Genomic DNA, 18,468 nt, shown 5'->3' with positions numbered 1-18,468 from the left:
TTATCGGAGTCACCCTCACCTCGGTGGTTCTTCTGGTGGCGGTTGTCTCGCTGTTTTGGCTGCCATACCCACTCTCCGACACCAGCGGCGGTCGCTTGGAAGGCCCCAGCGGTCTGCACCTCCTCGGAACCGACCGACTGGGCCGTGATCTGCTGTCGCAGCTGATGGTCGGCGCACGTATTGCGTTGACGGTCGGGGCGGGTGCTGTGGCCATCGCCGCAACCCTCGGCATCCTGATCGGTCTCGGTGCCGCTCTCGCTCGCGCCTGGATTGACGACACCGTCTCAGCGGCGCTCGACGTCGTCATCGCCTTTCCGGTTCTGCTTCTCGCCATGCTCGTCGTTGCGGTACAGGGTGCGTCACTGTGGTCGGCAACATTCGCCATCGGGTTAGCGATGTCAGCCGTTATCGCACGACTCACCCGCATTCTTTCGCGCCGGGTGTTGCAAGAGCAGTTCGTGACGGCCGCGCGCACGAGCGGAACGAATCTTCTCGGCATTGTCACCAAGCACGTTCTCCCCAATATCGCACCAACTCTCGTCGTCAGTCTCGCGCTGCAGTTTGGCATCGCCGTTCTCGCCGAAGCGAGCCTTTCTTACCTCGGGCTCGGAGCGCCGCCACCAAACGCATCCTGGGGACGAATGCTGCAAGAAGCGCAGGGAACCGTACTTGCCGCTCCAGTCGGCGCTATCGCCCCCGGTGTCGCGATCGTGGTTCTCGTACTCGGCGTGAACTTTCTCGCAGACGGGCTCCGCGAGTACACCGATCCGACCCGCCGGCGCTCAGGATGGAGGTCACGATGAATGTTCTCGACGTCTCCGGCCTCACTGTGCGCGCTGGCGCCGGCACTCTCGTCGACAACGTGTCGTTCGCGGTGAAACCGGGCGAGCGCGTGGGAATCATCGGTGAGTCGGGTTCCGGAAAGTCGATCATGTCGCTCGCAGCCCTCGGGTTGTTGTCCGACGGTCTCGTGGCAACGGGGAGTGTGCAGATCGAAGGTCACCAGATCATCGGCACACCCGACCACGAAATTCGCCCACTACGCGGCCCGGTCGCGCAGATCGTCTTTCAAGAACCGCTCACTGCCCTCGACCCGCTGATGCGCGTTGAAAAGCAGATCGCTGAGCCGCTCCGTCGCCACCTCCATCTGCACGGCGCTGCTCTCCGCGATGCTGTGCACGAGGCGCTCGCAGAGGTTTCGCTCACCGAAGCGCGCATCGCCCGCGCCTACCCGTATGAGCTTTCCGGAGGGCAACGCCAGCGGGTCGCCATCGCTATCGCTCTCGCAGCACACCCGCGCATCCTGATCGCCGACGAGCCGACGACAGCCCTCGACGTCACGGTGCAAGACGGCGTCCTTACACTGCTCGAGCGACTGGCAACCGATCGTGGCATGGCGCTGCTGTTCATCAGCCACGATCTGGCTGTCGTCGCTCGCATGGTCGAGCGCCTCATCGTGATGCGTGACGGCGTCGCCGTCGAAGAGGGCGACGTTCTCGAGGTTCTGTCAACGCCGAGGCATCCTTACACGGCAGCCCTCGTCGCCAGCGCTCGTGCTCTCGATGCCGCATGGGATGCCGCAGCACACGGCGCCGAGGGAGAGTCATTGTGAGCATTCTCGAACTCGAATCCGCCAGCTTCTCGTATGGCACGTCAGAGGTACTCCGCGAAGTCTCACTCTCGGTAGCGCACGGAGGGGCCGTGGGCCTTGTCGGTGAATCAGGTGCCGGAAAGTCGACGATTTTGCGGCTACTTCTCGGTCTGGATTCGCCGCGTGCCGGAACTGTGCGTTTTGACGGCGAACCACTTCGGCTCCGAGATCGAGCCCTGATGCGCCGCTTTCGATCAAGCGTGCAGCCGGTCTTTCAAGACCCATACTCGTCACTCGACCCACGGCAGCGGATTGATGACGTCATCGCGGAGCCCCTGCGCTCGCTGCGCCTCGCAATCGCCCGCGAGATACCGGACCGGGTTGCCGCCGCTGTCGAGTCGGTTGGGCTGGAACACGACGTGCTCAACCGCTATCCGCATGAATTCTCCGGTGGTCAGCGACAGCGAATAGCGATCGCGCGCGCAATCGTTTCGCGACCGCGAGTGCTCCTTGCCGATGAGCCGGTGAGTGCGCTCGATGTCACAACGCGAGTTCAAGTACTCGATCTCTTAGCGACGCTCCGCCGCGAACAGGGGCTCGCTCTGGTGATGGTGTCCCACGACTTGGGCGCCGTGGCATCCGTATGCGATCACACGATCGTGCTGAAATCCGGGCAGATCATTGAAGCGGGGCCGACCAGCAAGATCCTGACCGCCCCCGAAAGTGGCTACGCCCGCGAACTGGTAGCCGCAGCTCCCCGCTTGGCCCGGTAGCCCACCGAATATGCGAGCGCCGAGCGGTCAGTAGGATTGAAAGCATGTCGAAGGTACTTGAATCCCTGCCCATCGGCGAGCGCGTCGGAATTGCATTCTCTGGAGGTCTCGATACCTCTGTCGCGGTCGCATGGATGCGCGAGAAAGGCGCCGTGCCGTTCACCTACACAGGTGACCTCGGTCAGTACGACGAAGACGACATCGAGTCGATCCCCGGACGAGCACTCGAGTACGGTGCCGAGGCATCTCGCCTCATCGACTGCCGCCGGGCCCTCGTAGAAGAGGGCTTCGTCGCGCTCTCATGCGGTGCATTCCACATCCGCTCCGGTGGACGCACGTACTTCAACACAACCCCCCTCGGTCGCGCCGTCACCGGCACGCTCCTCGTACGTGCCATGAAAGAAGACGGCGTCGACATCTGGGGCGATGGGTCGACCTACAAGGGCAATGACATCGAGCGCTTCTACCGCTACGGTCTGCTGGCAAACCCCCGTCTCCGCGTGTACAAGCCGTGGCTCGACGCTGACTTCGTCACCGAGCTCGGCGGACGCACCGAAATGAGCGAGTGGCTCACCGCACGTGACTTCCCCTACCGTGATTCCGCAGAGAAGGCGTACTCGACCGACGCGAACATCTGGGGCGCGACCCACGAAGCGAAGACACTCGAGCAGCTCGATGTGTCACTTGAAATCGTCGAGCCCATCATGGGAGTGCGCTTTTGGGATCCCGAAGTGGAGATCGAAACCGAAGACGTCACGATCACCCTTGAAGCGGGGCGCCCTGTCGCCATCAACGGCGACACATTCGGCGGCGACCCGGTTGAACTCGTGAAGGCGGCGAACACCATCGGTGGTCGTCACGGTCTCGGCATGAGCGACCAGATCGAGAACCGCATCATCGAAGCGAAGTCGCGCGGAATCTACGAAGCTCCAGGTATGGCGCTCTTGTTCGTCACCTACGAGCGTCTCGTGAGTGCAATTCTCAACGAGGACACGCTTGCGACGTACCACGAACAGGGGCGACGCCTCGGTCGTCTCATGTACGAGGGTCGCTGGCTCGAGCCGCAGTCGCTGATGCTCCGCGAATCGATTCAGAAGTGGGTCGGTTCGACGATTACCGGTTCTGTCACGCTGCGACTGCGTCGCGGTGAGGATTACACGATCCTCGAGACCTCCGGCGCCGGACTCTCGTACGCGGCTGAGAAACTGTCGATGGAGCGCGTCGGCGATGCAGCGTTTGGCCCGACCGACCGAATTGGTCAGCTCACGATGCGAAACCTCGACATCGCGGATTCCCGCTCGCGCCTGGAGCAGTACGCTTCACTCGGCCTCATCGGTGGCGCGACCGGAGAACTCGTCGGTGAGCTCGAGCGCGGCGGAGCCGAAGAAATCACCGAGCACGCGACGAACCGCAGCGCAGAACGCGAAGAACTCGCAGATGCCGTGGATGAGGCATCCGAGGCTGCAGCGTTTGATTCCGGCACCGACTAAGTAACATCGCAATCTTAAGTTGCACACCACTGTGCAACTTGCGTAACATGTGCTGGTGAGCACACAACAGGCACCTCGGCGCGCTCGGCGCGATGCGCGCGATAACCGAACCGGAATCCTCTCGGCCGCGACCGAAACAATCGCGCGAAACCCGCACGCGTCAATTGACGAGATCGCTCGAAACGCTGGGCTCTCGCGGCGTGCGCTCTACGGGCACTTCGACGACCGTGAAGCCCTAGTGCGCGAAGTAATTTCTGCTGGCGCCGTGCGCTTCAACGCAATCGCCACCGAAATCTCGGCGCAGTCGCAAGCAACCGATAGCCGCATCACGCTCGCCCGCCTCACTTCGCGGTTGTGGAAAGAGGCATCGCACGTGCAAGTGTCCGCGGCGGTCGCTCTCGATGATGCGCACATCAACGACACCGCAGAAGCCCTCGCTCCGCTGCGGAGCGAGCTACTGCAGGTAGTGGCAACCGGGCAGGCAGCCGGACACCTGCGTACCGACGTCACCGCCCCCACTCTCGCTCGGCTGCTCGAAGAAACTGCGCGCATGATGGTGACACGGATCGATACGGCGCCCGAGCCACAGCTTTCTCTCGCGGTCCGCACAGTACTTTCGGTCGCCGGGCTCTCATGGCGAGAGGCGGCCGAACTCGTGCACGAGCACTCCGACCTCATGGAGACGAACTGATGCTCATCGAACTCGAGTCGGTCGCGAAGGGCCGTCGGATGCGGGCGCTTCCCGAGACGTCAGTCACCTATTCAACCGGGCACGCCGTGCTCGCCTGCGCAGAGACCGAACAACGACCGACAGTCCTTGGACTCATCGCGTCGGGGCGGATGCGCCCAAGCGCCGGATACGTGACGATCGATGGTTCCGAGAAGACTCGAGACCTCCGCCGCCGGGTTGCTCTGATCGACGCGCCAGACGTGTGCGATCCGCACCCAGATGTTCTCACCGCGGGTGTGGTGTCCGAAGAACTCATGTTCGCCGGGCGCAGGTCCTCGACGATATCCGCAGTGCGCTGGCTGCGCGCGCACGACATGGGCGACATCGCCTTCGTGCCCTTCGGCAACATTTCACCCACCGAGCGCGTGCGAATCCTCTGCGAGCTCGCCGTGCTACGCGCCGGCGTCGAAGGGTTCGTCCTGGTCTCCCCCGACAGGCACGGAGGTCGCCCGGGGGCCTGGTGGGAAATCGCAGAAGAATTCGCCGAACGCGGGCTCGCCGTCCTCGTGATCGCCGGGCAGGCAGCCGCCGAGGCGCTCGAAGCTGTCGCCGAGAAAGAAGTTGGCGCATGAAGATTCCCCAGATGATCACGGCCGAGTTTCGGCGACTGTTCTCCACACGCATGTCGATCATTGCCCTGATCGCGCTCGTCTGCGTGCCCATCCTCTACGGCGGCCTGTACCTGTGGGCCAATCAGGATCCCTACGGCAGTCTCGATGAGGTGCCCGTTGCTCTCGTTGTGAGCGACAGCGGTGCCACGATAAACGGCACGGCGCGAAACCTCGGTAACGAGGTCGCAGATGAACTTCTCGACTCCGACACATTCGATTGGCATGTGGTGTCGGCATCCGAGGCGGAGTCGGGACTCGACAACGGCAGCTACGACTTCTCGATCGAAATCCCGTCCGACTTCACCGACGCGATTGCATCCATCACGTCCGACAGCCCTCGCCAGGCGGATCTCGACCTCCGCACCAACGACGCGAACAACTATCTTGCGTCCACTATCGGCTCTCAAGCCATCCAGAAGATCCAGAAGACCGTTGCCGAGAAGGTCGTCAACGAGTCCGGACTCACGCTCCTCGACGCGCTCAACACGATCAGGATCAACTTGCTCGACGCCTCCGACGGCGCGGGCCAACTTGCCGATGCGCTCTCGACGGCGAAAGACGGCGCAGACAGCCTGGGGACCGGCTCATCACAACTTGCCGATGGCACTGTGGCGCTCCGTGACGGAGCCGCCACGCTCACCGACGGTGCGAACCAGGTGGCGGCCGGTACCGCAACGCTCAACGACACCGCTCAGCAAGTTGCTGCAGCATCCACCGATGTCACGAACAGCCTCCCACAGGCACGCAGCGACATTGCCGCCGAGTTGGCGAAAACCGACCTGGACCAGAGTCAGATCGATCAGATTCTCGGCTACCTCGACGACGTTGGTGACGACGTGGTGACGGTGAACAGCCGCGTGCAGAACGCCGTCGCTCAGATCAACCAGCTCAACGACGGTGCCCATCAGGTCGCAGCAGGAGCCGCCACGCTGACCGACGGAGCGGCGAGCGCCGCCGATGGCGCGGCCCAGGTTCGCGACGGAATCAGCTCACTCGACAACGGAATCGTCCAAATCCTCGACGGCGCTGGCACGCTTCGTGACAGCCTGACAAGCGGTGCGGATGAGCTTCCAGACAGCGACAAGGCCACCCGCAGCGCGCAAGCGAAAACCCTCTCGAGCCCGGTCGAGATCGAAACCAGCTCTGTCACGTCTGCGCAGAACTACGGAGCAGGTCTCGCACCATTCTTCGCAGCTCTTGCGGCATGGATCGGCATCTACGCGCTCTTCCTCATCGTCAAGCCGACGTCGCGCCGCGCTGTGACGGCATTGCACTCTCCCCTACGCGTCACGCTTGCGGGATGGGCGACACCGGCAGCTCTCGGTGCGGTGCAGATGGTCGCGCTCTTCGCAGTGCTGTCATACACCCTCGGCTTCGAGTTCACACATCCGTGGGCAACCCTCGGCCTCTTGGTGTTCGCGTCTGCGACCTATGCGGCGATCATCATGGCTCTCAACGTCTGGCTCGGCTCGGTCGGACAGTTCCTCGGCCTTGTGCTCATGGTGCTCCAGTTGGTCACCGCGGGCGGGACGTTCCCGTGGCAGACGCTACCCGCGCCACTTGCTGCGCTTCACCACGTGCTGCCGATGGGCTACGTCGTCGACGCCATGCGCCAGGTGATGTACGGCGGAAATCCCGACCGAGTATGGGTGGACGTCAGCATCCTGGCCGCATGGCTCGTCGGCGCACTGATCCTCTCAGCTATCGGGGTCACCCGGATGACACACAAACGCACCCTGCGTGACCTGCAACCGAGTCTCATCGGGTGAGTCCACGCAGGGTGCGTGTGAGGAATGTCAGCTACGCGCGCAGACTCTCGACGAGCGATGCGGTCGGACGACCGATGAGCTGCGAAAGAGTGTGGTCGGGTGCCACGAGAGCGCCGGCGGCGATACCGGCATCGAGCGCAGCGACAAACCCAGCGGTGCCCTCATCGAGGCCCGCAGCTTCGAGAGCCGCGACGTGGTCGGCGGTCGAGATGGCCGTGTAGACGACTTCACGACCGATGATCTCCGACATGGCCTGGGCAAGCTCTGCGTATGACCAGGCGACATCGCCACCGAGCTCGTAGATCGCGCCCGCGTGTCCGTCACTGAGCACGACAGCAGCTGCGGCATCAGCGTATTCGGCGCGCGTTGCGCTCGAGACCCGTCCGTCACCAGCGCTTGCGACAAGTGTGCCCGTTTCGCGTGCGCGCTCGAGGTCGGCGGCGTAATTCTCGATGTACCAGCTGTTACGAAGGATAACGGCGGGAAGACCGGATCCCGCGATCGCCTTTTCCGTCTCGACGTGCTCGGCAGCAAGCGGCAATGGGCTGTCGGGTCCGCCAAGGAGGCTCGTATAGACGAAGAGCGAAACACCGGCAGCCACAGCCGCGTCAATCACGGCCTGGTGCTGGGCAACGCGCTGACCCACAGCCGAACTCGACACGAGCACAACCTTGTCGACACCATCGAACGCAGCGACCAGAGAAGCGCTATCGCTGTAATCAAGGGCCACGACGCGCACACCCTGAGCGGCGATGTCATCCGCCTTCTCGACGGTTCGCGCTCCCGCCACGATTTCAGCTGGATTAGCTCCGCGCGCTAGGAGGCTGTCAACAACGAGGTGCCCGAGCTGTCCGCTGGCACCAGTCACGAGAATGGTCATAATAAAATCCTTCCGAGGAAATCGGTACAGAGAGTGCAGCATCCGCGAGGCATCAGACATTCCGATCTGGGGGTACCCACCTTTTGGTAAGGTACTCACGTGTCCATCAGTTTTGCGGAAATTCAAGCGTCTCGGCCAGGATCTTTTTCTGTCGCGTGCCCCACGCGCACGGTTCTCGACCACGTCATGAGTCGATGGGGTGTCTTGGTTCTCTGCGCACTCTCGAACGGCACGCGTCGCTGGAGCGAGCTGCGACGCGAAGTTGATGGCATCAGCGAGAAGATGCTCGCGTCCACGCTTCGCACACTGACATCCGATGGAATCGTCGCACGTGCCGCGCTCGCCACAGTTCCGCCCCATGTGGAGTACCGCCTGACAGATACCGGCCGCGAATTGATGGAACGCATGCTTCCTCTCATCGAGTGGATCTCCGCGAACGCGGACGACATCGTCGGCGATGTCGAGAATGCAGATGCCGTCGTCTACTGACGCGAATGTCGTCGGCTCGGGCCCGAACGGACTGGCCGCGGCTGTCACTCTCGCACGTGCCGGCTACACGGTGCGGGTCTACGAAAAGGCCGACACGATCGGCGGCTCCGCACGCACGCTTCCCTTGACTCAACCGGGATTTCAACACGATCTCGGATCCGCGGTTCACCCCCTCGCTCTCGCATCACCGTTCTTCCGCGCGTTCGGGCTCGCATCCCGCATCGACCTCCGCGTCCCCGACATTTCTTTTGCCCACCCGATCGTTGCGGGACGAAGCGCCGTTGCGTACCGCAGTCTCGACCACACTGCGTCACAACTCGGCCGCGATGGCCGGGCATACCGACGGCTTCTCGCCCCTCTCGTGGCGAAAGCACTCGAGATTGCGCGGTTCACGGGGTCTCCGCTGCTCCAGGTTCCCGAGACACCCGGCGTTGCAGCGCAATTCGGCCTGCGTTCACTGCAGCAAGGTACACACTTGTGGAATGCGGGCTTTCGCGACGAAGACGCCCGAGCGCTCCTTTCAGGAGCGGCCGCGCACACCATTTTGCCGTTACCCTCACTCGCCAGCGCTGCGGCAGGTCTCGCTCTGACCACCCACGCCCATGCTGGTGGGTGGCCGGTACCGGTAGGCGGCAGTCAGGCGATCATCGACGCTCTCGTCGCAGATCTCGAGGCGCACGGCGGCACCGTGATCACGGGCGTTGACGTTCACTCGCTCGATGACCTTCCGGCATCCGAAATCACGATCCTCGACGTCACGCCCCGCGCATTCGTGGCTCTCGCAGGAGATCGGATGCCGCCGGCGTACCGTCGCTCGCTCGCACGCTTCCGCTACGGCAACGGTGTCGCCAAAGTAGATTTCGCCCTGCGTGCGCCGGTTCCGTGGACAGATCCCGTGCTTCGAAACGCCCCTACCCTCCACCTTGGCGGAACACGCGCACAGATTGCGCGCGCAGAAGATGCTGTTGCACGAGGTGGGCACCCGGCATCCCCCTATGTTTTGGTGTCGCAACCCTCCGTGCTCGATTCCACACGAGCACCCGCCGGTGCTGCGACCCTGTGGGCGTACACGCACGTTCCCGCCGGATCGACCCTGGATCGCCGCGAGGCTGTCGTCACCGCGATCGAGCGCTTCGCGCCGGGCTTTCGTGACGTCATCATCGACGCGGCAAGCCTCAGCGCCGCCCAGGTAGAAGCCAGCAATCCCAATCTCATCGGGGGCGACATTGGCGCGGGCGCCCCGACTCTTTCTCAGCTGATAGCTCGGCCTCGACTCGCGCGCGACCCGTGGCGAACTCCACTTGACGGCGTATACCTGTGCGGAGCATCAACCGCGCCGGGGCCCGGAGTTCACGGGCTGTCTGGGTGGTATGCGGCTCAGAGCGCACTTCGCACGCACGCACAACTCGGTTCCCCTGATTTGCTGCCGCGCGAGAAGTAGACGTCAGTTCGGTGGAGAATCGTCCACGATCGCCGAATCGCGCAGCTCGTCGACGACGAGATCCGCTTCCGGGATTGCGCCATTGCGGTAGGCCTGCCGCCCGACCATGTGCGCTGAAAGCGGCGCCGTGGCAAGTTGCATCATGATCACCGGAACGAGAAACGCAACGACCGGCCAGGACCGCTGTGAAAGCGCGACCGCGAGGCAGACGAGCACGAGGCCCAGGACCTGAGGTTTGGTCGCCGCATGCAACCGTGACGCGACGTCTCGGAAGCGCACGACGCCGATCGCTGCACTCAGGCACAACAGCGCGCCGACGAGAATGAGCACCATCGAAATTCCGTCGAGCCACGCATCAAGAGCAGGCACTATCGGTTGTCCTTCCTCGCGACGAAACGAGCAATCGAAATAGAGCCGAACACGCCCACCGCAGCGATAATCAGCAGGACCGGCAGCGTGCGAGTGTGATGGTTAATGGCCATGTCGGCTGCGAGCACGCACATCACTTCGGTCAAGAGAACGTCGGATGCCACTGCACGGTCGAGGATCGATGGACCCCGCACGATTCGCCACATCGTGATGAGAGCCGCCGCCGCGAACACGATACAGATGAGCAAGAGCATGACGTTCATACTGAACCCCCGGGCGCTGCCGCAGTGTGTGTACGCATCTGTTCCACTTGCTTTCGAGAACCCACGGCGCGCACGATGCGGCGCTCCCAGAGCTGCACGTGACGGCGCTGCGCATCGATATCTGCGATCGTGTCCACTCCGACCACGTGCACGTACAAGATCCGTCGATCACGATCGACGTCCACGAGGAGCGAACCGGGAACGAGTGATGCCGTGACAGCCGTGTGAGTCATGATCAGGTCGTCATCGATGACGAGCGGCACCGCGATGATTGCCGCACCGGGTTGCCTACGAAAGTCGAAGACCTGCAGCGCGACGACGATCGAACCGCGCACAACTTCGACGGCGAACGTCAGGACGAAAATAAGCCCATACCAGGCATTGATACGTCCCGAAAGCTCGACCGGCGGCAGCCGAAATACTCGCGTGACAAAGATGGCAGCGGCCACTCCCGTGAGAAAAGCGACAAGCGTGAACTGTCCCCACAGCAGCATCCACAGCGCGACGAGCCACACGAAGAACGGCATCTGTCGCCATACCCGTGCCAACCGTTTCGGAGTCGTCGTCATGATCGCGTCTCCTGGTCGACCTGCACGATGTGCACCGGTTCGAGCAGCGCGGCACCAATGCGTTCGCACACTTCGTACAGCGGGCCGGCAAATATCGTGAGCGCCACGGTGATCGCCACCATCCCGGTCGTTGCGGCTGTCATGATCCGCGGAATCGAACGGCGCTCGGTCTGAACTGTCGCCTCGGGCGCATCACCGAGATAGGAGATCCGCGCCTCGACCTCTGCCTCTTCGGGCGCATCGCTCTTTTCACGCCAGAACGAGAGGTTCCACGCGCGCATCAGCGCGTAAAGCGTGAGAAGTGAAGTGACGATTCCCGCCACGATCAGCACCATCATGAGCGGGGTACCGACCGCTGCTGCGGCGTCGAACAGCGCGTACTTGCCGATGAACCCTGAGAACGGTGGCAAGCCGCCGAGGTTCACGGCGGGGATGAAATACAGCACAGCAATCACCGGTGCCGCACGCATCAAACCCTTGACCTTCAATATCGAGGTGCTGCCCGCACGTCGCTCGACGAGGCCGACCGCCAAAAACAGCGTGGTCTGCACGATGATGTGGTGCACCATGTAGTAAATCGTGGCGCCGATCGCTGCAGGGGTCGCTATCGCGAGGCCGAAGACCATATAGCCGATGTGGCTCACGAGCGTGAACGAAAGGATGCGCTTGAGCTCCGCCTGCGCCAGCGCACCCAGGACCCCCACGATCATGGTCGCGAGCGCAACGATCATCAGAAGGTCGTTGACGCTGTTGTCGGAGAACAGCTGTGTCTCAGTGCGGATGAGCGCGTAGACACCGACCTTCGTCAAAAGGCCAGCGAATACCGCCGTTACGGGAGCTGGTGCCGTCGGGTAAGAGTCCGGGAGCCAGAACGAAAGCGGAAAGACCGCGGCTTTGATCGCGAAAGCCAGGAGCAACATGAGGTGCAGAACGAGTTGCAGATCTTGCGGCAACTCCGTCATACGCTCGGAAATCTGCGCCATGTTGACAGTGCCCAGCGCGCCGTAAATCATCGCGATGGCAGCGAGGAACAGGATCGACGAGACGAGCGAGACGACGATGTAGACAGCGCCAGTACGGATGCGTGACTCGGTGCTTCCGAGGGTAATCAACACGAAGGATGCCACGAGCAGGATCTCGAACCCGACGTAAAGGTTGAAGAGGTCCCCGGCAATGAACGCGTTGAAAATACCGGCGGCGAGAATCAGGTACGAGGGGTGGAAGATCGAGACGGGCGTCTCGTCATCGCCGTCTGCTGCACCCTGCCCAACGGAGAACAAGAGGACGGCGAGGAGCACAACGCTCGAAACGAGCACGAGAAGAGCAGAAAGCCGGTCGACGTACAGCACGATTCCAAACGGGATTGGCCATCCGCCCACTGATACGGCGATGGGCGTGCCGGCATCCACTGCCACAAGCAAAATGCCCGAGATCACGAACGTGACTGTCAACGTTATGACCGAGATCGTCACCTGCGCGCGGCGGTGCCGCCCGGCAATCAATGCCATGGCTGCGCCCAGCAGCGGCAGAGTCACGAGGAGAGGGACGAGAGCGCTCATCGATCTCCCTCCGGTCGTTCGTAGCCCTTGTCGGTGGGGGCGTCATCGCGCAGACCCGAGAAATCGGTGCTGTTGAGCACAGTCAGGGGCGATGCTGCGTCACCGACGAAGTCAGTGACCGCTTCGGTGTCTTGCTCCTCAGATTCATCGTCGAGTGTCTCTTCGGTCTCGGCACTGCGCTCACGCAATGCGAGGTCTTCCGCGTCATCCTCGACTGTGTCGGCCTGACCGAGCTGCCAGGAACGATAAATGAGGGCCAGGAGGAACGCAGAGACCGCGAACGTGATCACGATTGCCGTCAGCATGAGCGCTTGAGGGAGCGGGTCGCTAAAGCTCTCCGAGTCCCCGGAGCCGTAAAACGGTGCCACCCCGGGGTCCCCGATCACAATGAGCAACAAGAGATTGGCCGCATTACCGAGCAGCAAGAAGCCAATGAGAACACGGGTAAGACTGCGTTCGAGCATCGCGTAGACGCCGCACGCGAACAGCACTGCCATCACGATGATAAGAGTCAGAGAAACTGTCATGAGGTGGTCACACCCCGCATCCGACTCTGCTGCGTCTGGCGATCGACTTCTGCGCCAAGGCTCCGCAGCACATCGAGCACGAGGCCGATGACGACGAGATAGACGCCGATATCGAAGATCGTCGAACTCACGAACTCGATGTGTCCGAGCAACGGAACCTCTGCCTCGAACACCATGCTCGTGAGCGGATCACTTCCGAAGAACATCGGCACGATCGCGCAAGCGAGGGCAAGCGTCATTCCAATTCCAAGAAGGCGCCCAGCATCGGTCGGTGCGGCCACGCCGAGTTCGTACCTACCGCCCGCGACGTATCGCATAACGAGAGCCATTCCCGCGACGAGTCCGCCCGCAAAGCCCCCACCGGGAAGGTTGTGTCCCGCGAACAGCAAGTACAGCGAAACGAGAATGATCGTGTGGAAGAGCACCCGAACAATTACCTCAAGAACAATCGAACGATTCTCGGGGCGCAACCGCTGCCCGCCCAGAAGCCAGGTACGGGGCTGCTGAATGGGGCCGGTTTGTTGTGGCTTCGAGCCTGATGGTGTTTCAACGAGCGGCCTGCCGTCGCGCACGTGCTGCAGCGGACGAGTGAGCTGCGTCAGAGTATCGGAGCGATGCGTCACGAACACGAGCGAAGCCACACCCGTCGCCGCGAGGATGAGAACCGAAAGTTCTCCCATGGTGTCCCACCCACGCAGATCGACGAGCGCAACATTGACGACGTTTCGTCCGTGTCCAAGCTCATATGCAAGCTCTGGAAAGCTCACCGAAATCGGCGTGGCTTCTCTTGCGGCGGTCGCGACAATGGCGATAAATGCCATCGTGACCCCCACCGCACCGGCCAAGACCGCTCTCGCGAACGGCCAGACTGAGGCATTGTGGTCACCCAACCGTGCGGGGATCCGACGCAAGACCAGCGCAAACGCGACAAGGGTGACAGTCTCGATGAGCACTTGAGTGAGCGCGAGGTCGGGCGCGCCACTCGTCGCGAACAGCACGACCATTCCGAGGCCGGTTACCGAAACAAGAACGACTCCCGTGTAACGCTTCCGCGCCCGCACCGCGATGATGCCGGCGATGATCATGATCGGTGCCACAACGATTTGAGCTGGCGACTGCCACAGTGCGAGATCCGCCTGCCATTCCGCGCTCGAGAGCAGCGCAGTCCCTTCGGCAACCACGAAGACGAGGAAGATCGTGCCGACGTATACCGGCAAAGACCCCCGCTGTGTCGAGCTCGTAGTCACTACGGCAATACGCGCGATCACTCGAAGAGTCGAGTTGTATACCCCGCCCGCGGTGAAGGGCAGTATGCGCCGGCGGTGTTCCCACCGGAGCTTTCGCGCGAACACAAAGACAGCTGTCCCGAGTAATAGAGTTCCGAGCGATATCCCGAGAGCCGGCTCGAGACCATGCCAAAGAGCCAAGTGGTACGTATGGTCAGGAGCGGCGACTCCCTCGGATGCGAGTGGTGCGGTATCGGCGTACTTCTCCAAGGCTGTGCCGACTACCGACGAGGCAAGACCGCCGGCGATCGTGAGCGCGCCAAGAATAGCGGGCGCTGCCATGAAGCCCATGGGCGGCTTTGGCCATTCAGTAGCACTCTTCGCGTGACCAGCGACATCTTTCTTCGCCCAGAACGCGCCCCACACAAATCGGATGCCGTAAGCCGCGGTGAGGACCGACCCTGCCACGACACCGAACAGCGCGATAACGCCCCAGGTCGAGCCACCTTCAGCCTCGCTCAGCAGGGCCGATAGGGCCGCCTCTTTTCCGACGAAGCCGATCGTCGGAATGACCCCGGCCATCGATGCGATCGCCACAATCGCGCAGGTGGCGAGAAGCGGTGCGCGGCGTCCGAGCCCACTGAGGTCATCGATATTTCGAGTGGAGAGCTGCCGGTCGATGATGCCGACGACAAGAAAGAGCGACGACTTGAACAGGGCATGCGCAATGAGAAGCGTCACGCCCGCCAGCGCCGTGTCTCGCGTTCCATAGCCGAGCACGATGGTGAGAAAACCGAGCTGACTGACGGTACCGAAGGCGAGTAGACGCTTCAGGTCGGTCTCTCGTAGCGCTTGGATGCCACCGAGAAGCATCGTGAAGACGCCGAGCGTGATGACGATAGGCCGCCAGGGTTCCGAATCAGCGTAGATCGGGGCAAACCTGGCGATGAGATAGATCCCGGCTTTCACCATTGCCGCAGCGTGGAGGTAAGCGCTGACGGGTGTCGGTGCCGCCATGGCCCCCGGAAGCCAAAAGTGGAATGGGAAGATCGCCGACTTGGAAAGCGCACCGACGAGCAGCAATACCAGCGCGGCATCGATCACGGGGCCGGTCGGGACATCCGCGAGTATCTGCGAAAGGCTCGATGTTCCGGCTTCGACGACAAAGAGCACGACGCCGATCAGCATGACGAGGCCACCGAGCGTCGTGACCAGAAGTGCCTGCAGCGCGGCACGGCGGCTAGCGCCACGCATGTTGTAGAAGCCGATCAGCAGATATGACAACACGCTGGTGATTTCCCAGAACATGACGAGCATGACGATGTCATCCGTCAACACCAGGCCATACATCGCGCCAGCGAACGCGAGCAGGACTGCAGCAAATTGGCCGACGCCCTGCGTCTTACCGCGAAAATACCAACGGCAATAGAGCATCACGAGTGCTCCGACGCCTGTCACGATGAGCGTCATGATCCAACTGAGCAGGTCCATCCGCATCGACAGTTCGATGCCGAGGCTCGGGATCCACGAGTATGACTCGAATGGAATACTGCCGTTGAGGACCTGTGGGGCTTGTGCGATTGCCGCACCGAACGCGATGAGCGGCAAAAGAGCAGTCACATAGAAAGCGCGAGCTCCGATTCTCGCCACGACAGCCGGAACAAGCAGCGGAATTATCGCGAACGCACAAAGGAGGAGAAGCAAGAGTCCTCCTCGGAGTCGTCAGTATTGGCGCAGCTATAGCGTCTCGGGCGATCGGGGTGCGAACCCTATTCTACGGGTCAAATTCAAGATCTTGCCGGGGCTCCCGTTGTGTTCCCTTCACGGAATACACAAGTGAACTCAATTGTCCGGGTTTTCTCGCCGTCCAACATGGCCGTGACAGCACGTCCAGCGGCGCGCCCTTTTTCGGACGCCGGCTGCGACATTGTGGTGAGCCGATACGGCGCGAGTCCATCGACATCGACTCCGTCGAATCCGGTGACGCTCACATCAGCCGGCACACGGAGCCCCGCTTCCTCAGCCGCGCGGATGACGCCTGCTGCGAGCAAGTCACTTTGCGCCACAACCGCTGTAGGGCGTTCAGCCGAGGCGAAGATTACTCTTCCTGCGATGACACCCTCGTCTATCGAGCTCCTACGGGCAGAGAGTGCGGGAGCGTCAGGAAATACCTGGCGCGCGCCCTCGAGGCGATCGCGCATCACGTCGACGGTGATGGTCGCTTCCCGCCGGTGATCGACCCAACCTCGCTCGCCGAGCACATCGGTCGGAAGGGTGACGAGCGCGACCCGACTGTGTCCGAGCTTTTTGAGGTGCTCCGCGACGACCCGCTGCGCAAAAGAGTTATCGAGCATGACGGCTGGAACGCCGGCGCCAGCGTCTCCTTCAATCACGACGACTGGTATTCCGCGAGACAGCACGATCTCCAATGAGGCACGCATACGGGCACTGCAGCCGATCAATACCGCAGCATCGATCGGCGCTGTCGTCAGCGTCGCTCCGCTTTCAACGTCATCCCGCAGGAGCAGAAGTCCTGCCCCTTGCGGGGCAACCGCGTCGGCGAGGCCATCCATCATGGCGCGCGTTACAGGGTCGAGGAACGCACCTCCCAAATGGCCCTCGAAAACAACCCCGACGATCCCGGACCGCCCGCGCCTGAGGGATGCAGCGCGCGGATCGGGTCCGGTGTAGCCAAGGGCGCCCGCTGCATCAAGAACTCGCTGCCTCGTCGCGGGCGTGACCGGGGTCTTTCCGCTGAAGACAACGGATGCTGTTGAGGCCGACACCCCCGCCTCGCGGGCAACGTCGGCGATAGTCGACCGCCGCGAGCTCATGGAGCGATCGTAACGTCCCTTGGCAGTGTCACCTATCGCAGGCATCGAATCGATTCGGTAGGCTTCAGCGGTGGATACCCAGCTCAGCCGATCACGACTACTTCGTTGGCGCGCCGCGATTTTTGCCGTTTTCTTCACGGCGGGTCTTGGATTCGCCACGTGGGCCGCACGTGTCCCCGCTATCAAGATCAATCTCGGCATCAACGACTTTCAAATCGGCCTGCTGCTGGTGTTCTCCGGCGCGTTCTCGATCATCGGACTCTCGCTGGCATCTGTCCTGATGGCCCGTTTCGGTGCGCGCCGGGGAATGCTGATCGCACTGCTGACTTTCGCGACAGGACTTACGCTCGTCGGCATCGGCGGCCAGCTCGTTCCCATGTTCGCCATCGTTGCTCTGGGACTTTCACTCCTGGGTCTTGGGATGGGCTCTGTCGACGTAATGATGAACGTCGAAGGTGCTGCCATCGAGCAGACCACGACCAAGACGTTGATGCCCCTCTTCCACGCGTTCTTTAGTTTTGGCACTGTGATCGGAGCCGGTACCGGCGCCCTGATGGCGCTATGGGGCGTCGACATAGCGCCGAACGCCTTCGGCATTGCAGCGATGATCGTGCTCGTCGCGCTCGTAGCTATCGCGAACGTGCCTCAGCGCGACATCGTGGGCGATCCCGTTTCAGAAGACGGAGAGCGGCGCTGGGTCGAAAGATTTGTTCGCGCTCTTTCTGCGTGGCGTGATCCACGAATCTGGTCGATCGGAATCGTGGTGCTCGGCATGTCCTTTGCCGAAGGCGGTGCAAACGATTGGCTCTCACTCGCCGTCGTTGACGGTCACGACGGATCTCAGTCGATGGGCGCACTAGCTCTCACCGTCTTTTCGATCAGCATGACCGTCGTCCGCGTGTGCGGCGGGCCGCTCGTCGACACTCTTGGCCGGGTATGGACGCTCAGAATCCTCTCCCTCACCGCGGGAATCGGCCTCATCGTTTTCATCCTCGCTCCGACGATCCCTGTCGCGCTCGTCGGTGTCGCGCTCTGGGGCGCTGGAGCGTCGCTCGGTTTTCCACTCGGGATGTCGGCTGCCGCCGATGATCCGACGAAGGCTGCGGCTTCTGTGAGTGCCGTAGCGACCATCGGGTACATCGCCTTCCTCGCCGGCCCCCCAGCACTCGGGTGGGTCGCGCACGAGATCGGCCTGCTCCCAACGCTGTGGATCATCGTTGTTCTGATCGTCCTGTCCGGGCTCTTCTCTGGCGCAGCGAAACCCGTCGCCGGGTCAAAGGTCGGCGCTGCCCACTCCGCAGCGCCCAAGAACTAGACAGCGCCCAAGAACTAGACAGTGCCCAACGA

General features: G+C 62.4%; 18 protein-coding genes. 10 read left to right on the top strand and 8 right to left on the bottom strand.

Annotation, left to right across the window (positions count from 1 at the left end; translation table 11 throughout):
• Positions 1 to 23 precede the first annotated feature (23 nt).
• From G6N83_RS06985 to G6N83_RS06955, 7 genes are read left to right on the top strand one after another with little or no spacing between them, the layout of a single operon-like run.
• Entirely contained in the window at positions 24 to 803 is a 780-nt protein-coding gene (locus G6N83_RS06985; protein ID WP_241246116.1) for an ABC transporter permease, read from the top strand.
• The gene (locus G6N83_RS06980; RefSeq protein ID WP_165140639.1) at positions 800 to 1,612 is read left to right on the top strand and encodes an ABC transporter ATP-binding protein; all 813 of its coding nucleotides are present in this window, start codon (positions 800 to 802) and stop codon (positions 1,610 to 1,612) included. Before G6N83_RS06985 ends, G6N83_RS06980 begins: the two co-directional genes overlap by 4 nt.
• Positions 1,609 to 2,364 carry an ABC transporter ATP-binding protein gene (locus G6N83_RS06975; protein WP_241246115.1) on the top strand — a complete coding sequence of 252 codons (756 nt, stop codon included), beginning with the start codon at positions 1,609 to 1,611 and terminating at the stop codon, positions 2,362 to 2,364. Before G6N83_RS06980 ends, G6N83_RS06975 begins: the two co-directional genes overlap by 4 nt.
• Positions 2,365 to 2,408: 44 nt before the next feature.
• A complete protein-coding gene (gene argG / locus G6N83_RS06970) occupies positions 2,409 to 3,854 on the top strand; it encodes an argininosuccinate synthase (RefSeq protein WP_165140635.1) in 1,446 nt (481 codons plus the stop codon).
• A 55-nt stretch (positions 3,855 to 3,909) separates the two neighbouring features.
• Positions 3,910 to 4,545, top strand: coding sequence for a TetR/AcrR family transcriptional regulator (locus G6N83_RS06965; protein ID WP_165140633.1), 636 nt, complete (start codon positions 3,910 to 3,912; stop codon positions 4,543 to 4,545).
• Positions 4,545 to 5,156, top strand: a complete 612-nt coding sequence (locus G6N83_RS06960) for a hypothetical protein (RefSeq protein ID WP_165140631.1) — start codon at positions 4,545 to 4,547, stop codon at positions 5,154 to 5,156. The genes G6N83_RS06965 and G6N83_RS06960 overlap by 1 nt, the downstream gene beginning before the upstream one ends.
• Positions 5,153 to 6,964, top strand: coding sequence for a YhgE/Pip domain-containing protein (locus G6N83_RS06955; RefSeq protein ID WP_165140629.1), 1,812 nt, complete (start codon positions 5,153 to 5,155; stop codon positions 6,962 to 6,964). The genes G6N83_RS06960 and G6N83_RS06955 overlap by 4 nt, the downstream gene beginning before the upstream one ends.
• A 31-nt stretch (positions 6,965 to 6,995) precedes the next feature.
• On the opposite strand, the gene G6N83_RS06950 is transcribed toward G6N83_RS06955, so the two are convergent.
• Positions 6,996 to 7,844: an SDR family oxidoreductase gene (locus G6N83_RS06950; RefSeq protein ID WP_165140627.1), complete on the bottom strand. Its 849-nt coding sequence runs from the start codon at positions 7,842 to 7,844 to the stop codon at positions 6,996 to 6,998.
• Positions 7,845 to 7,943: 99 nt separating this feature from the next.
• Here G6N83_RS06950 and G6N83_RS06945 point away from each other — a divergent pair, with 99 nt between their 5' ends.
• Entirely contained in the window at positions 7,944 to 8,333 is a 390-nt protein-coding gene (locus G6N83_RS06945; RefSeq protein ID WP_165140625.1) for a winged helix-turn-helix transcriptional regulator, read from the top strand.
• On the top strand, positions 8,302 to 9,774 hold the full coding sequence (locus tag G6N83_RS06940; RefSeq protein WP_241246114.1) for a phytoene desaturase family protein: 1,473 nt from the start codon (positions 8,302 to 8,304) through the stop codon (positions 9,772 to 9,774). Before G6N83_RS06945 ends, G6N83_RS06940 begins: the two co-directional genes overlap by 32 nt.
• Positions 9,775 to 9,777: 3 nt before the next feature.
• Here G6N83_RS06940 and mnhG read toward each other — a convergent pair whose 3' ends face one another.
• The 7 genes from mnhG to G6N83_RS06905 form a co-directional block, all read right to left on the bottom strand.
• Entirely contained in the window at positions 9,778 to 10,107 is a 330-nt protein-coding gene (gene mnhG, locus G6N83_RS06935) for a monovalent cation/H(+) antiporter subunit G (protein ID WP_165143233.1), read from the bottom strand.
• Positions 10,108 to 10,142: 35 nt separating this feature from the next.
• The gene (locus G6N83_RS06930; RefSeq protein WP_165140621.1) at positions 10,143 to 10,406 is read right to left on the bottom strand and encodes an MrpF/PhaF family protein; all 264 of its coding nucleotides are present in this window, start codon (positions 10,404 to 10,406) and stop codon (positions 10,143 to 10,145) included.
• On the bottom strand, positions 10,403 to 10,975 hold the full coding sequence (locus G6N83_RS06925; RefSeq protein WP_165140619.1) for a Na+/H+ antiporter subunit E: 573 nt from the start codon (positions 10,973 to 10,975) through the stop codon (positions 10,403 to 10,405). The genes G6N83_RS06930 and G6N83_RS06925 overlap by 4 nt, the downstream gene beginning before the upstream one ends.
• A complete protein-coding gene (locus tag G6N83_RS06920) occupies positions 10,972 to 12,534 on the bottom strand; it encodes a Na+/H+ antiporter subunit D (RefSeq protein ID WP_165140617.1) in 1,563 nt (520 codons plus the stop codon). Before G6N83_RS06920 ends, G6N83_RS06925 begins: the two co-directional genes overlap by 4 nt.
• Positions 12,531 to 13,061 (bottom strand): Na(+)/H(+) antiporter subunit C, encoded by a 531-nt coding sequence (locus tag G6N83_RS06915; protein WP_165140615.1) that lies wholly within the window; start codon positions 13,059 to 13,061, stop codon positions 12,531 to 12,533. The genes G6N83_RS06920 and G6N83_RS06915 overlap by 4 nt, the downstream gene beginning before the upstream one ends.
• Positions 13,058 to 15,991: a Na+/H+ antiporter subunit A gene (locus tag G6N83_RS06910; RefSeq protein WP_165140613.1), complete on the bottom strand. Its 2,934-nt coding sequence runs from the start codon at positions 15,989 to 15,991 to the stop codon at positions 13,058 to 13,060. The genes G6N83_RS06915 and G6N83_RS06910 overlap by 4 nt, the downstream gene beginning before the upstream one ends.
• Positions 15,992 to 16,074: 83 nt before the next feature.
• Positions 16,075 to 17,121 (bottom strand): LacI family DNA-binding transcriptional regulator, encoded by a 1,047-nt coding sequence (locus G6N83_RS06905; protein ID WP_165140611.1) that lies wholly within the window; start codon positions 17,119 to 17,121, stop codon positions 16,075 to 16,077.
• A gap of 70 nt (positions 17,122 to 17,191) precedes the next feature.
• Between G6N83_RS06905 and G6N83_RS06900 the strand changes: the two genes are divergently transcribed.
• Positions 17,192 to 18,436: an MFS transporter gene (locus G6N83_RS06900; protein ID WP_165140609.1), complete on the top strand. Its 1,245-nt coding sequence runs from the start codon at positions 17,192 to 17,194 to the stop codon at positions 18,434 to 18,436.
• Positions 18,437 to 18,468: the final 32 nt, after the last annotated feature.

It is taken from the genome of Microbacterium endophyticum (genome assembly GCF_011047135.1).
In the GTDB taxonomy this organism is placed as follows: domain Bacteria; phylum Actinomycetota; class Actinomycetes; order Actinomycetales; family Microbacteriaceae; genus Microbacterium; species Microbacterium endophyticum.
The sequence above is the reverse complement of the archived record's forward strand: the minus strand, read 5'-3'. Positions and strand labels throughout refer to the sequence as shown.

Excerpts from the sequence above, each read along its gene's own strand:
- G6N83_RS06980 (WP_165140639.1), top strand. The coding sequence starts at position 800 with ATGAATGTTCTCGACGTCTCCGGCCTCACTGTGCGCGCTGGCGCCGGC.
- argG (WP_165140635.1), top strand. The coding sequence starts at position 2,409 with ATGTCGAAGGTACTTGAATCCCTGCCCATCGGCGAGCGCGTCGGAATT.
- G6N83_RS06960 (WP_165140631.1), top strand. The coding sequence starts at position 4,545 with ATGCTCATCGAACTCGAGTCGGTCGCGAAGGGCCGTCGGATGCGGGCG.
- G6N83_RS06955 (WP_165140629.1), top strand. The coding sequence starts at position 5,153 with ATGAAGATTCCCCAGATGATCACGGCCGAGTTTCGGCGACTGTTCTCC.
- G6N83_RS06950 (WP_165140627.1), bottom strand. The coding sequence starts at position 7,844 with ATGACCATTCTCGTGACTGGTGCCAGCGGACAGCTCGGGCACCTCGTT.
- G6N83_RS06940 (WP_241246114.1), top strand. The coding sequence starts at position 8,302 with ATGTCGAGAATGCAGATGCCGTCGTCTACTGACGCGAATGTCGTCGGC.
- mnhG (WP_165143233.1), bottom strand. The coding sequence starts at position 10,107 with ATGGTGCTCATTCTCGTCGGCGCGCTGTTGTGCCTGAGTGCAGCGATC.
- G6N83_RS06930 (WP_165140621.1), bottom strand. The coding sequence starts at position 10,406 with ATGAACGTCATGCTCTTGCTCATCTGTATCGTGTTCGCGGCGGCGGCT.
- G6N83_RS06925 (WP_165140619.1), bottom strand. The coding sequence starts at position 10,975 with ATGACGACGACTCCGAAACGGTTGGCACGGGTATGGCGACAGATGCCG.
- G6N83_RS06920 (WP_165140617.1), bottom strand. The coding sequence starts at position 12,534 with ATGAGCGCTCTCGTCCCTCTCCTCGTGACTCTGCCGCTGCTGGGCGCA.
- G6N83_RS06915 (WP_165140615.1), bottom strand. The coding sequence starts at position 13,061 with ATGACAGTTTCTCTGACTCTTATCATCGTGATGGCAGTGCTGTTCGCG.
- G6N83_RS06905 (WP_165140611.1), bottom strand. The coding sequence starts at position 17,121 with ATGAGCTCGCGGCGGTCGACTATCGCCGACGTTGCCCGCGAGGCGGGG.